Genomic DNA, 16,053 nt, shown 5'->3' with positions numbered 1-16,053 from the left:
ACCGTTGAGATGCAATTCGAAGCCACAGTGGCTGAGTTGGATATGAATACCGTTGGCGACTCGCCTATGCCGGCTACTGCGCCAACGGTATCGAAACTAAGCAAAGCCAGGCGACTCCGTGTAAGATGACACAAACACAGAGTCGCCCCTACCTAAGCTGCCTTCAACGAAGGCCTGTGCGCAAGTTACCTGGTAACCGATCGGTGGGACCGGCGACGCAAGCCATACGCCGCCCCACCCAACAGCGCCAGCACGGCTAGCAGCCACGGTGTGAGGGCCGAACCATCCATGGGCTGGGCTGTGAGTGATGTCGTCTCCACGGCCGTCGGCGCCTGGTAGGTAATGCTCACCGGCCCATACTGCGTGTTCGCGCCCCCCGCATCGAGAGTCTCCAGCCAGTAGAAGTAAGTCTGGCCGTCAACAACGTTCGTGTCAAGCCACGCGTAGGCAAACCCCTGGCTGCTGCCAGGAGCCTGGGAGGGTATGAAGGCAAGTAGGTTTTGAGCGCCAGCGGGGTCTAAGGCTCGATAGAGGTTGAAGCCCAGGTTGCCAACTTCACTCACTGTTTCCCAGGCAACGAGAACGCCCTCTGTTCGAGCGGTGACAAAGAAGCTATCCAATGTCGCCGCAAGGGGCACACCATTCAGCACCGCATCAGGCAACTGAGCAGGCAGAACGGCCGGGATCAGCAAGATCGCCTCGGTGTTTATTCCCCAAGTTCCATCTATGCCTCCCTGAACCCAGATCTCCAGACTGTCCGCACCAGGGGTGTACTGGAAATAGCCTGAGAGAGCTTCAGTGCGTAGATTATCCAGATTGTAAGACCAGGCGCCATTCGCCTCTGTGCGAGCGGATCCCCACTGCGATTGACCTGGACTTCCAAGTCCATCAGCATTGACCAGCCGCAGATAGACAATTACATCAGCTGCCACGGTTGATCCGTTGGGCTTGTACACAAAACCATAAACGATATTGCTGGAAGGTGTTGGAGGTGTGAGCACTGGACCGGTCGTAACCGCATAGCGCGCTCCCCCGTTATCAGCGACAATTCCACCTGACTCGGCCTCGCACAGATACTGGGTGATGGGATTAAGACCAGCGATGGTCACGTAGTGCGTGGTGGTGCTGGTCACAGGGTCAGACGCCTGCTGCACCAAGGCGCCGCCGGGGGTGTAGCATCTCGCCAGGCCATTGACCGCCATATTGGTAGTCCAACTGATAACAAAGTTGCCTTCGCGCACGTCCGTGATCTTGACGTTTGCGAGGGTGACGGGGGGTATGGCTGGCGCGGCTGATGCTGATGTAGCCAGCAGGGCTGTGACCAGCAGCAGGACTGGAATCAATCTCGAAAGAGAACGGCTCCAGTGTGCAGATGAAAGGTTCGAATACATAGTTCAGTGCCTCCTACTTGAAATAGAAACGTGTCTTGCACTCAGGGGGAGAATGCGTCGCCAGGCATCAGTCCGGCACAAAAGTGCTCGACTGACTGCACTTGACGAAGTAGCCTTTGTCCGGCGCGATCGTGAAGTTGTTGATCGGCAGCCTGCCGATATGGGCATCCCAGCCTGCGCTACGCTGCGATGGACGGGTTGGGTTTTGCCAGTCCGCTGAGCCATACACATTATCACTGACAAGCCGGCCGATCGAGTTCGATGGTCTTGCCGGTAGGCTCGACGATCTCCAGGTGCAGCTTGGCTTGTTCGCAGGCGACCTCCGGCACGCTGAGCGTCCAGTAACCCCAGCCGTCAACCACCGTCGCCATTGGCTCTGACTCAGTGTCGGCGCTGCCGACCAGCCGGGCAATCACCAGCGCGCCGGCTGCTGGGGCGTTGTCTGCTAGTATCACCTGCCCGTAGATCGTAACAGGCTCGCCCGGCGCCATAGTTGCCAGGGTGGTTGTCTTGAAGGGCTTGCCCCCCTGGTTCAACACCGTATCGCCCGCATGGATTCGGAAGAAGACTGTTGTCTCCGGCTGGAGTTCGGCCAACGTCACGTAATGTACCGCCGACATCGCTTTGTCGCCCCGGTCATCGTAGGCCACCTGGACTAGATCAGGCGTGGTTCCGTACTCCACCCAGCCGTCGCTGGGCTGATCGGTGCGCCACGTGACCGTGAGCGCCACGTCGCGGCGGTTGGTCACCAGCACATCGCCAATGATCGGGTTGGCAACCGGCTCCAGCGCCGCCATTGCCACCGGCACAGGCCATGCGTCGGCGTCCACTTGCTCGAGGAGCGACGGAATGTACGTGCTGGCCTGGCTGCACTTGGCGAAATAGCCCTCATCGGTGCGCAGGGTGAAGTTGTTGAAGGGCAGATTGTGAATATGCCCGTTCCAGCCGCCATTAAGCCAGCGATCAATCTCCGAGCAATTGCCGCCCTGAGCCTCGATGCCATCCAGGAGCTGCTCGGCATTCAGCGACCCAGGCAGCCTGGGCAGCCCAATCAGGTTCCACCCCGGCGTCAATGCCATCAGCAGGGGGTTGGACGGCGGCCGGCCGCTGCGCTGCCAGGCGTAAACAGCGGCGCTCTTGACAAAGTAGCCTTTACCAAGCTCAAGTGGGTAGTTGTTGAAAGGCAGGTTGTGGATGTGCGAATTCCAGCCGCCGTTGAGCCAGCGGTCTATTTCCGAAGCGTTGCCGCCCTGCGCCTCGATGTCGTCCAACGCCTCCTCGGCCAGCGGCATCGGATCGGCGAGCACGTTCAGGCCCAACAGGTTCCAACCGATGGCCAGGTTGTGCGTCACCTGAGTGGGGCAAGTTAGGGTCATGGGCAACGCCGAGGTGTCGTTCGCCGTGTCCACCACCTGCTCGGCCTCACAGCCGCTGCCATCCGTGGCGACGAGGCGCACCTGGTCGCCGGCCGGGCTATATTGGAAGGATTGCGTCAGGTCGGTGGTGCGGGCATTGCCCAGGTTGACATTCCAGTAGCCGTCGTCGCCGGTCTGGATGACGTCGGACAACAGCGCGGCATCGCCCGGGCTGCCCTGGCCGTTCGCATCGCGCAGGGTGATGTAAACCAGCGCGCCGGCCGCCGGCGTGACGCCGTCGGGCAAGAAAACCTGACCGTAGATCAAGTCGGGTGTCGGCGGGGAAAGTGTGGGGCCGGTGGTGAGCTGGTACAGGGCGCCGCTATTGTCGTCCACGGCATCGGCCGAGGTCACGTAGAAGAAGTACGTCGTCAAGGGCGCCAGGCTGGACAGCGCCACATGATGCGTCCGGCTGGAGGTGGCCACCCCACGGTCGTCGTGAGCGATCCGGCCCAGGCTAGACGAAGCGCCGAAGTGCACCTCGCCGCTGGCGGCCTTGTCGGTGAGCCAAGAGAGGGTCGCACTGGTATTGGAAACGTTGCTGATCAGTACATCCGTGATGGCCGGCAGGGTCAGCAGCGTCTTCTGCTCCAGGCTGATCTCGTTGACGAAGGCGCCGTTGCCGTTAGTGCGCCGGACCGACACCACCAGGCTGCCGTCGGTCCGATAGTGCTCCACGGGCACGTCCAGCACGAGGTAGTGCGGCTGGCGGTCGCTGAGGTTGACGATCACACCTGTAGACAGGCCGTCGAGCAGCACCTCTTCGGTGACGTTGGTCGCGTCGCCCTGGTAGAGCGTCAGGTTGACCTGGTAGCGCCGGCCGGCCGGCAGATGGTCGAATTGATAGCGCACCGTGTTGTCGGTCTGGTCGACGCGCACGCTCTGGTAGGGCAGCCGGCCCCAGGAAACGTTGGCTACGCCGTCGAGCCAGCCATAGCCGCGCGCTGCCGAGTAGGGCAAGTCGCCAGCTGCGCCAGCGTCGGCGTAGCGGTAGTCCACATCATGCAGATTGACCTGGTTGACGATCGCGCCGTTGATACCGGGGGCCTCGACGCTAACGCTGATGGTGCGGTTGGCGTAGAGGGCCGGATCCAGGTGCAGCGAGAAGTGATGAGGCTGGCCGTCGCCCAGGTTGGCGGGGCCGGCGATCAGGTTGCCATCGACGCGAAGGCTCTCCTGGCGCTGTGCGCCGTCGCACTCGTAGAGGGTGGTGTCCAGGTGATAGAAATGGCCGGGCAGCAGGTGATCGAAACGATAGACCACCCGGCCGTCGGGATCGCGGCGCAGGGTTTCCTCAGGCACCGCGCCCGCGCCGCAGATTGCCATCACATCGGGCTGGCCTTCGTCAACGACGCCGTAACCCATCGCTGGATCGTAGGCAGGATCGGCCGGCCCGTTGCCGCTGTCAAGCAGCAGCGGCCCGGCGAAGCCCACGTATACATCGCGCCACAACTGGTTATTGCCTTCGTCGTACTCGTGAACCGCGTCGTCGCGATCAACGAGGGCAAACAGCCGCATCGCGCCAGGCGCGCCGGGCGTCCATGGGCAGGTCACTGTGGTCTGCCCGCCTGCGCCCAGGGCCACGGGCTGCTGGCAGATCAGCGCGCCGCCGCCTGCCGGGTTGCCGTCGTAGATCGCCACCGTCGCCTCCGCGGCCGCCGTCTGCCCGCGATTGCGCAGCGCCAGGCTGATCGGCACGGTCTCGCCCGCCACCGGCTCGTCGTCGGAGAGGGTGATGCTTTGCGCAAACAGGTCGGGGCGGGTGAGGATGGTCAGGCTGGCGGTGGCCTCGTTGTTGGTTTCGTTGCTTTCGACCACGCGGTTGAAGGGATCCAGCACGATGCGCACCGGCACGGTGCCCGTGAAACCGGTCGTGTTCCACGGGATAGTGGCCGTGGCCGTGCCGCTGGCGGGCACATTGGAAACGTAGGCCGAACCGATCAAGGTCTCGCCCCAGCCGGCCATGGTTGCGTAGAAGGCTGCGGTCAATCCGCCCGTATCGAGCGTGCCGGGGTTGTGCAGCGTCGCGGTGACCGTGACCGGGTCGGTCTCCATGGGGGTCGTTGCGCTGAAAGCCAGGTCGCCAGTGCCCACGAGCGCATCGGTTTGGCCGACCGGCGTGGCACTGAAGCCAGTCAGATTCAGGGTGGCGAATGGCGCCAAGTAAATGCGGATCGGCACGTCCACCTCACCGCTGCGACCGGAGAGATAGGCGTTTACCACCGTTGCCAGGTTGCCGGTCGTCAGGCTGGCCGGATAGGCCGGTGACCCGATGTACGTCCAATCAACCGAGCCGTTTGCTCCCACGTCCACGCCCACCGCCAGCGGACCAGACCCGCCGCTCACCGTGAAGCTGGCCGTGACGCTGCTGTACCCTTGCGGCCGCACGGGCAGGCGGATGGCGCGCACCTTGCTGCCGGTGGGCGTAACCTGCAGATTGGTCAAGAGCACCTGGCCGGCACGATCGAGGTAAACGCGGATGGGCACATCAATGTAGCCCGTAATAGGCGCGCCATGACTGGCCCAATAAGCATTGAAGAAGGCCGCCAGGTTGGGGCTGGTATTCTCACTGCCGTTGCTCACCGTGCCGTTCCAGGAATCGCTGCCGGTGTTGCCCACGTCGAGGGCAAACGAGGCATTGCTGGACAGGTCGCTGACCAGAGCCTGCAGCGTGACCGAGGTGAAGGCGCCAGCCGGCACGCGCAGCGAAGTGACCTGGCTGGCCGCGCCGGTGTAGTTGAGCTTGCGGCCGTACTGCACCTGGTAGATGTGGGTGCCGGTTTCGGGTAGGTTGAGACGGGTGGCGGTGTAGGGCGCGGATTCGATTTGCTCGGCGATGTAACAGTCGAGCTTTTGGTTGCTCGCCGGCGGGTTCGTAGAACCAGACATGGATTCACAGTATTCAATGCGAATGCGGCCGACGCCGCCGGCACCACCGTAGTTGGGTGCGCCATTGCTCTTAACCACTCTTGGCCCACCGAGGGCGTTGATTCGGTTCGTCCCCATAGCGATTGATTCGCTCCTGAGTAGAATGCTTCCTCCAGAACCGGAGCCTCCGGCGGCCTCATCCCATGCGTTGCCACTCGACGATCCTGAACCCTGATTACCGCTCGACACAACTGTTCCTTGGATGTTGAACTGGCGTGCCAACAGGACGATCGCACCGCCACCATTTGCACCATCAAAGCCATCGGAACCACAACCGTTGCGCCCACCACTGGCGCCGCCACCGCCACCTCCACCCAATGCCATGTTCGTGAGTTCCAGGGTACCAGCTGTTCCACCGCCAATGCCTCCACCCCCATAATTTGGAATGTCGCCGCCATTTTCGCCGTTGGTTCCATTTCCACCACCTGCTCCTCCAGCTCCGCCATCACCACAACTCCAAGGAAGACCACTCGGCCAGAAGTCGCCAGGGCCCCCACCGTTCCCGTTGGGCTGCCGATTATTGGCTATTCGTGCTGAAGCTCTTGGGAAACCTTCACCATCTGCTCCATTTCCCATTGTCTCATCACTAGACATGAGTCCACGCATACCACCTCGGAATCCCATGCCCGAAGCACTAATGCTACCCATCAAATTCATGGTGCCTTGGCACATTACTGCCAAGATGCCACCCCACAACCCATTCCATCCCGACAAAGGCGTTACTGTCCCGCTGACCGAGCAGTCCGTGTACTGCGGCACGCGTTGGATCTGCGCATGGTTGTTGCCGCCGCTGGCGTAGTTGCACTGCAATGGTTTTGCCAACTGAATGGCCGCTGTTCCACCAGTGTAATCCGAGACGGCCTTGTTCAACTCCCAACAACCGGCGCCAGTCCCCTGCGTTTGGTGAATAAGCACGGCATCGCCAGGATTAATGCGCGAGCCCGCATAGGCATCAGTTACATTGACGGAATAGGTCCCGGCGCTCCCGCTGTTGACAATACCGACACCGACTCCGTTGTTGTTGTCCAGGTTGCCACTGGAAGGCATAACCCCATCGCGGCCATCGCCGAACATATCATAGGAAGCCGTACCACTACTGCCGAACGCCGTCGCGTACTTGCCGACCCCCTTCAGCGAGGTATAGTCCTGGCTGTACACCTTGACAGGATGCAGCGTCTGCGGTTCCAGTCCCAACGTGTGCGTGAACTCCACCCACTGGCCCTGGGTTCCGGAGACAGTTGCCGGCCAGTCTAGTGGCCGCTGCACGGCGCCAACCGGAGTATCTGCTGGTGCGGCGGTGACCGTACCGAACATGTGCACGGTGCGCGTTGGGTTGGCCGGGTCGCTGGTGCGGATGGTAATCGAGCCGTCGAAAGGACCGACCGCCAGATCAGCGGTGTTTAGGGTGATTTCATAGGTTGTCGTATCGCCTGGCGCCACATGCCGGCTGCCGAGCTGCGACAGGCTCAGGCCGGCTGGCGCGCTGACGTAGGTCAGCAGGTCACGCAGGCCAGTGTTGGCTACAGTGAAACTGCGCCTCATGACTGTGCCCTGCTGGGCTGTACCGAAGTCCCACGTCTCGTCGGCGGTTGCCATGGCAAACGTCGGTTTGGGGTCGGCCTGGAAGCTGGAAAGCGGCCGCGCGCCGGTGTCAAGGATGTTGCCGGCGTAGTCGGTCCAAAAGGCGGTGACGATGTAGTCCTCGTTCAGCTCGTACGGCGGGTCGAAGTTTGCCGTATCCCACGCCACCGGCACCACGCTCGGACCGGGCGGCAGGGATGAAACGGTGGTTGCCACCTCGCTGGCGACCGTGCCGCTGATGTTGACGAACTCCAGGAACAAGTGCGCGTCGGTCAAGGTCGTCTCGGTGGGGTTGACAACCTGTAGATTCGTTGTGTTGGCGCCGGCAGCGAATGCGCCAGTGGTGACAATCTCCACGCCAGGGTCGGGCAACATCTGGCCGCTGAAAGGTAGCAAGTCCGCCGATGGTGTGCTCAAAGCCATGGCGGCCGGCGGGACGACCAGACGGTGATTTCCCTGGGGATCGTTGTACGAGACCAACACGACGGGTGGCGTGTACGGCTCCTGCAGGATATCGTACTGGAACGTGTCGCGCGGGGTGTTAGCTTGAACGGTGAAGCTCTCCCCGTTAGCAACCGTGCCCGTGAGTAACCCCAACTTGACACCCAATGCGCCTACGCTCAGGAGAGTGGGTGAGGCATAGCCTGCGCCAAAGTTGAGGCTGCCGGCGGCGCCTGCGCCGTCATTCCAGGCCAGGGTCCAGGTGGCGTTGCCGACGCTGCACCCGCCAGGGTTAGAACACTGGACGGTAAAGGTGTAAGTACGGTCCACTGTGCCGGCGTAATAACCTCCGATGGCGGGCTTGGCATGGCTCGATCCCTGCCAGGCCTGGGGCAGCGGGCTTTGCGGCAGAATGCGGCTGCCGACGATCACTTGATTCTGGGCGCGCACGCGGCCCGAACCGCCGACAGTGTTGTTGGTCACCGTGATGGTGTTATTGGGCGCAATCATCACTGCCTCGACGCCGTAGGCGTCGTAGAGGCCGGTGTTGAGAAGAGAGAGCGTTGAAACGACGTGGTTGCCGGTGCGGGTGCTGTGGACGCCAGCCAGCAACTCCGGCTGGGGGATGTCGGCAGGGTCGCTGGGATCGGTGCCCAAGCGTTCCTCGGAGCGGTCGCTGTAGCCGTCCAAGTCGCTGTCCTGGTTGAAGCGGAACAAGGCCGCCGAGCCGGGGGAGGCTGGCGTGTCCTGGAAGCCCTCGCTGCCATCGCCCATGCCGTTTGTATAGACGTTCCACCAATCAGCGGTAGAGAGGGCGTGTTTACACCATAGGGTGCGTTGGCTACCCGTGCCGACCACCTGCGGCTCGTCACACCAACCGGGAGTGTCAGGACGGTATTCGGGTGTCCAGATGGCGACCATCATACCGTTGGCGTCGGTGGTGTGGGGAAAGTAACGGGCCAGGATATCGAGCACTGTTTCGTCGTCCCAGGTAGGGATCAGATAGTTGTCGATATCCTCGTCGCCGTCGGCGATGCCATCTTCAATTGCGACCTGTACATTGTCTCCCACGGCGTCGTCAGCATAGTAGTCATCTTGCCCCAGAGAATAGTCTTCGATGACAAACCGGACTGCCTCGCCCTGATCAATGGCGGCCATCTGATCCAATGTAAGCGCAATCCTACTCTGACTGGGAAAGGAATAGGTGTGGGACTCTCCGGGCTGAAAGTTGCTGAAGCAGCCGTTGCCGCCCAAATCGTTCCCTGGGAAGTAGGTGGCAGCAGGCCGATCGGGATCTCCAATGTAGATGTTGATGGCAAGATTACAGATGACGCGGGCGTAGTCGTTGCCGATGTTACTGATCTTGTAGGCAAACCAGAGGTCAGCCGCATGCACACTATTCTCGGCAGTCGCTGTTCCCCACGACTGTCCAAACTGGTGCGTCGATCCCTCGGTTACGGAATGCTCCTGGTAAGTAGTTTGGGTAGTCGTCCGAGCGCCGCCCGTTGATGAACCAGTCGTATTTGTCTCAGTAGGAATGAAACGAGGCTCGGGGAAAGTGATGGGAAAGACACGACTAATATCGAGTGTTGACGGTCCTGTCTGGAGATAGTTTCCGCCAAGAACCCCTCGTGCCTCTTGTTCAGCTGCTGTGGCAGCCGCAAGTCCCTGATCATAGTTCTTCTTCCACAGCGTTCCTGCTGATTTCACACGGCACAAGATTTGACCCAGGTTGAAGCTTGTCGGATCACAATTGTTGGCCCGAAATTCGTTTTGGATGGCGTCTGATGTGCCCAACAATGTGCCTTGGACTACTTGTGCAAAGGTTCGCACACCAGCACGGATTCCTGAGCCAACATACTTGCGGCAACCAAGCTCTGCACACGCTTCGTCCACGATGAAACCTGTGACTGGAGCGCTGAGTTCGCTGCCAAGGCCGGAACCCCCGCCCTGATTGAAGGTATTCTTGATCTTGACATTAGTCGAATTGTTGGTGACGCTCTTCATGTGGACATTGGTCACTTGCAGGCGTTGCTCGGTCGAGTTGATGATTGTGTCATCCGGAGCGCGGCCTGTGGCTTCCGTCGTCTTGGAGTATTCCTGCCAGTTCTCCCAGGTCTCCGTCTCAGAGTCACTTGTACTCGTGCCGTCCGTCTTCGTGGTACTGTATGACCTGGTTTCACCTTGTTCGTGGCGCTGATCGGTCGTAACAACCGTGGCCGTCTGGAGGGTGAACTCGGAACCATTCGCAGCCGGCACAATGGAGAAGGCAAGGCGCGGCAGAGCAGCAACGAGTGGGTGATTTCCAGGCGCTTTCACCCAAGAGGGCATGTGAGGAAACAGCAGAATGCCGTCATGGTTCGCAGATGGAAGTTGTCCGTAGCCACAGGCGTTGCCGCTCCCCGGGCAATAGGTCGTTCCAAAGACCTCCTGACCGTCGTCGTATCGATCGCGATCCGTACTTTCCATGTCCATATCCAGACCCAACTCCCAGCGCTCGGCCAGGTTAGGGATCGAATCGTGATCTTTGTCAGGACATGTGGTTGAGTTGAACGGCCAGCTCGGCCAGGGGGTCTCGCCGGGCGGACCCGCGCGCCAGTTCCCCATCCAGTCCTTGAGTGCCTGGATCTCGGTTCCATCGCTCCGGCCATCGTTGTCAGTGTCGGGGTTCAACGAATCGGTGCACCACCAGGCTTCCTGCGTATTGGTCAGCCCGTCGCCGTCTTCATCGTCGCTGGACGCAGCAGCCAGGCCGGCGCGCTGCTCAGATGTCAGCGCCTGCAGGGTTGTGCGCAGGGCCGCACGCGCGCCGGCAACGGCCTCCGTCGAAGCGGTTTTGCCGGTCACCAGGACCTGCAACGCCATGCCTTGTGCCACCAACGGCGCCAGGCTGGCCGCGAGCCAGGCCTTCTCTGGCCCCTGGACGCGTAAAAGCCCGCCAACTTCGCCTGTGTCGGCTGGCTGTAGTCTCAGTCGCGCCAGGGTCTCAAGTTGCTGGTCGTCAGCCAGGACCAGGGCTGCGTCTGGCGTCTCGCTGAGTACGACAATTGCTTCCGCATCCAGCCGCTTTCTGTCGTTGGGATTGCGTAAGGTGACCTGGGTGCGATAGAGGCCGGAGTCTGGGCCGGTCGGCTGCTGCCAACGGTGCGCGCTTGGGCCTGCCGCGGTAACGGGCACAGGTGCTGCCTGCACCCCAGGCATCACCAACGCCAGGATGAACAGGGCGGTCAAGAGTCGGTAAAGGGAATTCTGCGGTTTCATCACACACCTCTTTTTCGAACAGGGCGACGGCGCGGTAGCGTACCCGCTGACGTCGAAAGATCATGGACAGGTCTGGTTCCAGTGCGCAGCGATAACCATGATGTCGTTGGTTCCCACGCGTCCACTGCTATCGAAATCGGCCAGCGCGTTGTAGCCAGCCTGACCGCTGGTCTTGTCCCACGCCCTGGCCGCCACGGTCAGGTCGCTGGCCGCAACCTGGTTGTCTGAGTCCAGGTCCCACGGACAGGCTTGCAGGACCAGGTTCGGCAGCGGTACGGAAATGCCAGGCCCCGCGTTGAGGTAATCCTGGCCATCGGCGCCGCCCTCAGCGAAAAGCACCAGCCGGTCGCCGCTGAGCGAGTGCTCGAACGAGCCATTGAGGTTCACCGTGCGCGCACCACCCAGGTCAACGAACCACCAGCCGTCGCCTTCGCTGAGCGCGGCCATGGGCGCGGAGGTTCCCGGGCTGCCCTGACCATCCGCATCCTGCAGGCTGACCAGCAGCGCGGCGCCTACCTTCCCGGCCGTACCGTTGCTGAGCATGATCCGCCCGTACGCCGCTTCGGGGCCGGGGATCCCCAGAATCGGCCCCGTGGTCAGGGTGGAGTGTGCACCCCCGTTGTTGACGACTGCACCGCCGGACTCGACGTCGAAGTAGTAGGTCGTCGTAGGGCTGAGGCCGGACACAGTCACGAAATGCACGTCGGTCTGTGTGCTGCTCCCGCGTACATCCTCGGCGATGTGGCCCAGGGCCGGCGTGGCGCCCCACCGTATGCGTCCATCGGTGACGGTATCCGTCACCCACCACACCTTGAAGCTGGCGTCGTTGACGCTGCCGACGGTGATGCCCATGATGGCCGTTTGCGGCGAGGCGGCGCTGGCGACGAGCGCAATCAGCGCCAGGAGCAAACCGCTGCTGACAGCCAGGCCTCTTTTGATGGACCGGCGATTCATCTGACTCACGTTGAATCTCCTCGATGCTGGCGGGCGCTTCTGTCATACCTGTACTGCCTCTATTATATCATGGGAGGCCGGTGACGCTTGTCTATGTCATCCTGTCGGATGCTGGTTGCTTCCCACCCTCCCGGCGTCGCAGGGCAAACGCAGGGAGGTGAGGTTGGGCAGTTTGTTCAGCTGCCTCATGGTCACTGACAAGCCGGGCGATCCAGTTCGATGGTCTTGCCGCTAGGCTCGACGATCTCCAAGTGCAGCTTGGCTTGTTCGCAGGCGACCTCCGGCAGGCTGAGCACCCAGTAGCCCCAGCCGTCAACCAGCGCCGACAGCGGCTCTGATCGGTTGTCTGGGGCGTTTATCAGCCAGCCGAACACCACGGCCCCCACCGCCGACGCGCCATCCGGCGCAGTCACCTGTCCGTAGACCGTGACCGGCGCACCAGGTGCGATGCTGGCCAGGGTGGCCGTCTCGTAAGGCTTGCCGCCATTGTCGGCAATGCTGTTAGCGGAGTGCAGGCGGTAGTACATGGTCGTTTCGGGCGAGAGCCCTGTCAGTGTCGCTTGATGCACCGCAGAGACTACCTTCTCGCCGCGGTCGTCATAGGCAATCCGGCCTAGCTTGGGCGTGGCGCCGTATTCCACCCAGCCGTCGCTGGGTTGGTCGGTGCGCCACGTGATCGTCAGCGCCACATCGCGGCGGTTGGTTGCGAGCACCTTGCCGATCTTGGGATTTGGCGCCGGGGACAGAGGCGCTATCTTGGCCGGCGGGGACTGATCTGGCAACGCATTGATCACGGCAACGGGGCCAGGCACGAAGGTGCTGGACCGGCTGCATTTGACGAAGTAACCTGAGACTGGTCCAATGGCGAAGTTGTTGAACGGCAGACCGTTGATGTGGGCTGACCATCCACCGTTATACCAGCGGTCAATCTCACCGCACAAGCCGCCCTGGGCTGCGATGGCGTCCAGCAATGACTGAGCGTAGTAGCCAGACGCAGGATAGGGGACTCCCATCAGAATCCATCCAGGTTGCAGCGGCACCAGAACGCCGGTCACGGACGCATGACCTACCAGTGTCCATTGACTGGTCGCGGCGCACTTGAGAAAGTAAGCCTTGCCAGGCTCGACCGTGAAGTTGTTGAAGGGCAAGCCGTTGATATGCGCCGACCAACCCCCGTTGTACCAGCGGTCAATTTCACTGCAACTGCCGCCTTGGCCATTGATGGCGTCCAACAACGACTGAGCCGTGTAAGCGCTGACCGGATTGAGCGGCAACGCCAGCAGGTTCCAGCCCGGGCTAAACGTGAGGGTCGCCTGTTGGAGACACGATAGTCTGAGGTTCGCCACAGGGCTATCGTCGGCGGTGTCTACGATCAGGTCGGCCTCGCAGTCGGCGGCGCCCTCGACCTCAATCACCGTGCGATCCCCAGACGCAGAATAGGTGAAGTAGGCCGCGCCGTCGAGGGTGCGCGCTTCGGCCAGATTCAGGAACCAGTAACCGTCGCTCTCCGACACCAGGCCAGACAGCCAGCTTGACTGGCCAACCGCGCCCTGGGCGTCATTGTCGCGCACGCTCACGTACACGATGGCGCCCCCGGCGAAGGTTGTGCCGTCCTGTTTGAAAACCTGTCCGAAGACCGTGTCGGAGGCCGGCGGCGCAAGCTCCGGGCCGGTGGTTACGGTATAGTGGATGCCCCCGTTGTCATTGACGGAGTCACCAGAGAGCAGATCGAATAGGTAGGTGGTGTCCGGGGTGAGGCCTGATAAAACCACATAATGTATATCGTCAACGGTCGCGGCGCCACGCGCGTCGTTTGCCAATCGGTTCAGGTTGGCGGAGTCTGTGCCAAAGCGCACCTGACCCGTGACAGGCAGGTTCGTGACCCAAGAGACGGTGAAGCTCCGAGCATTGAGATTCGTCACGCGCCTTGCAGAGATCGTAACCTGGTTGGGTGTCGGCGTTGCGCTAGGCGTCGCCGTAGACAGAACGGTTGGCGTGCCTGTGGGTGTTACGGTGGGGGTGTTTGTCAGCGTGGCCGTAGGAGTATTCGTCGCGGTGGGGGTGTTTGTCGGCGTGGCCGTAGGAGTATTCGTCGCGGTGGGGGTGTTTGTCGGCGTGGCTACGGCGGTTGCGGTAGCGGTTGGCGTCGGTGTGGCTACGGCGGTTGCGGTAGCGGTTGGCGTCGGCGACAGGTAGGGGGTCTGCGTTGGCGCAGGAGTCACCGTCGCGCCGGCGCCGTTGATCAGGCGGAGTGCATATTGCAGGCCGACGTCGTTCCATCCGTTGTTGCCGATGGCGTTGCGCGCCTGTAAAGCCAACACGTTTGTACCCAATTGCAGCAAATCGGGGTTGACCGAGATGTTGTTTGCCCCATTCGACCAATTGTTCCAGTCGTAGTAAACCTGTGTTCCATTCAACCAGATGATCACGTCGTCGTTGGCGGACACCGTGTCAAACTGCGCCGTGCTCGGTAGGGAAGTCAACACAAAGGATTGGCGGCCGTACCAGATCTGTGGCGGAGCGGGCACGAAATTGGTAGGCGACCAGATAGACTCGGGCAACGCAACGCCGTTGCCTTTTGCCGGATAGCCCCAATCGCTGTCGTCGTAGTCCGTCTGCTGCCAGGCCGTGCCGCCGGGGGCGCTGTCGCGGTAGCGCACTTGCCAGTGATCGCTGTAGATGAGCAGGGCGGGGGCAGGCGTTGCGGTTGGCGTCACCGTGGCCGCCGGCATCACGGTTGGTGTGGCGGTGGCGCTCCCTGTGGCAATCCAACGCTTGACGAAAATTTCACCGGTTGGACTGCCCCATGCCACGTAGGGCTGCCCAAGCGTATTTATGCCCAGGCTGGGCGCATTGCCGAGGCCAAGTCCATCGCTGCTGGCCGATCCGGGGCTGACTTCGACCCAGTTTATACCGTCGAACCGTTTGACGTAGATGCGGTCGCCGTCTTCCCAGGCCAGGAAGGGGTAACCTGCGGGATCGATGGCCAGGCTCGGCTTGCGCGAGGAGGCGCCGCTGTTACTGATGCCGCCGCCGGTGGCCGAGCCGACGCCCACTTCGGCCCAGCCGGTTGGAGCAAGCCGTTTGACGTAGACTTCCCAGTTGCCGTTGTCTTGCTGGACCCAGGCGATGTAGGGCGTACCTGCAGAGTCAATGGCTACTGCCTGTTCACCGGCAGTTGAGCCTGGTGGGCTTCCATTCGCAGCGCCGCCCAGGGCCGTCCAATGATCGCCGTCAAACTGGACCAGCCAGATACTATTCCAGCAATCACGGCTCACCAGGTAGAGCGTGTCCCATGGATCGAAGGCCAACATCCCGTTGCCGCCGCAACCGGAGGCTACGCCCCCGGTCCACGTTCCAGTGCCGCTGTCGAAGGCCTTCTCGTAAATAAGGTCTATGCCGGAGCGATCATCGGTCCAGGCCACGTGAGGAACGCCGGCATGGCTGACCGCCAGGCTGGGCGCCCAGGAGCGCGCGGGATGGTTGCTGATCCCGCCGCCAGTGGCTGACCCAGCGCCCATTTCGACCCAACCGGTCCCGTCAAACTGCCGTCCGTATACCTCGAAATTGCCAGCTGTTGTGTCGTCCCAAGCCACGTAGGGCGTGTTCGAGGCGTCCAGGGCCAGGCTCGGCGGACGCTCGCCTGATCCACCGCTGTTGTTGCTGATGCCGCCGCCGCTGGCTGCCCCGGCGCCGATTTCCTGCCAGGTCTCGCCATCAAACCAACGGCCGTAGACTTCCCAGTTGCCGGCCGTCTGATCTTGCCAGGCGACATAGGGGGCGCCGCCCGAGCTGAGAGCCAGGCTCGGCAAACGAGAAACCCCGCTGTTGTTGCTGATCCCCCCGTTGCTGGCAGAACCAGCCCCCACTTCAGTCCACTGACCGGCTGGTGGTGTGATGACAGGCAAAGGTGTAGGCGTGGGTGATGAGGTCGCCACCATGTGGTCGTAAACTTCGAATTCCCACAGAGCATAGCCCCAGCCTGAGGTTTGCCGGGCAGTACCGTACATCCTGACATAGCGTCCCGTTCCAGTGACGTTGAGGATTTGTGTACCGCCGATACCCACGATCTGGGTGTAGAT

At 61.8% G+C, this 16,053-nt stretch carries 4 protein-coding genes; all 4 read right to left on the bottom strand.

Features of this window, described 5'->3' with window-relative positions:
- Positions 1-185: 185 nt before the first annotated feature.
- Positions 186-1,391: a hypothetical protein gene (locus ACPQ6D_RS21540; protein ID WP_423226411.1), complete on the bottom strand. Its 1,206-nt coding sequence runs from the start codon at positions 1,389-1,391 to the stop codon at positions 186-188.
- Positions 1,392-1,624: 233 nt separating this feature from the next.
- Positions 1,625-11,017, bottom strand: a complete 9,393-nt coding sequence (locus ACPQ6D_RS21535) for a CARDB domain-containing protein (protein WP_423226410.1) — start codon at positions 11,015-11,017, stop codon at positions 1,625-1,627.
- A gap of 60 nt (positions 11,018-11,077) precedes the next feature.
- Complete coding sequence (locus ACPQ6D_RS21530; protein ID WP_423226409.1) at positions 11,078-11,980, bottom strand: hypothetical protein; 903 nt, start codon at positions 11,978-11,980, stop codon at positions 11,078-11,080.
- A 182-nt stretch (positions 11,981-12,162) separates the two neighbouring features.
- Positions 12,163-16,053: fibronectin type III domain-containing protein (locus ACPQ6D_RS21525; protein ID WP_423226408.1), on the bottom strand; the 3,891-nt coding region annotated here is incomplete at its 5' end.

Source organism: Candidatus Amarolinea aalborgensis, assembly GCF_900491745.1.
GTDB classification, from domain to species: domain Bacteria; phylum Chloroflexota; class Anaerolineae; order SSC4; family Amarolineaceae; genus Amarolinea; species Amarolinea aalborgensis.
This window is presented reverse-complemented; position numbering and strand designations above follow the sequence as displayed.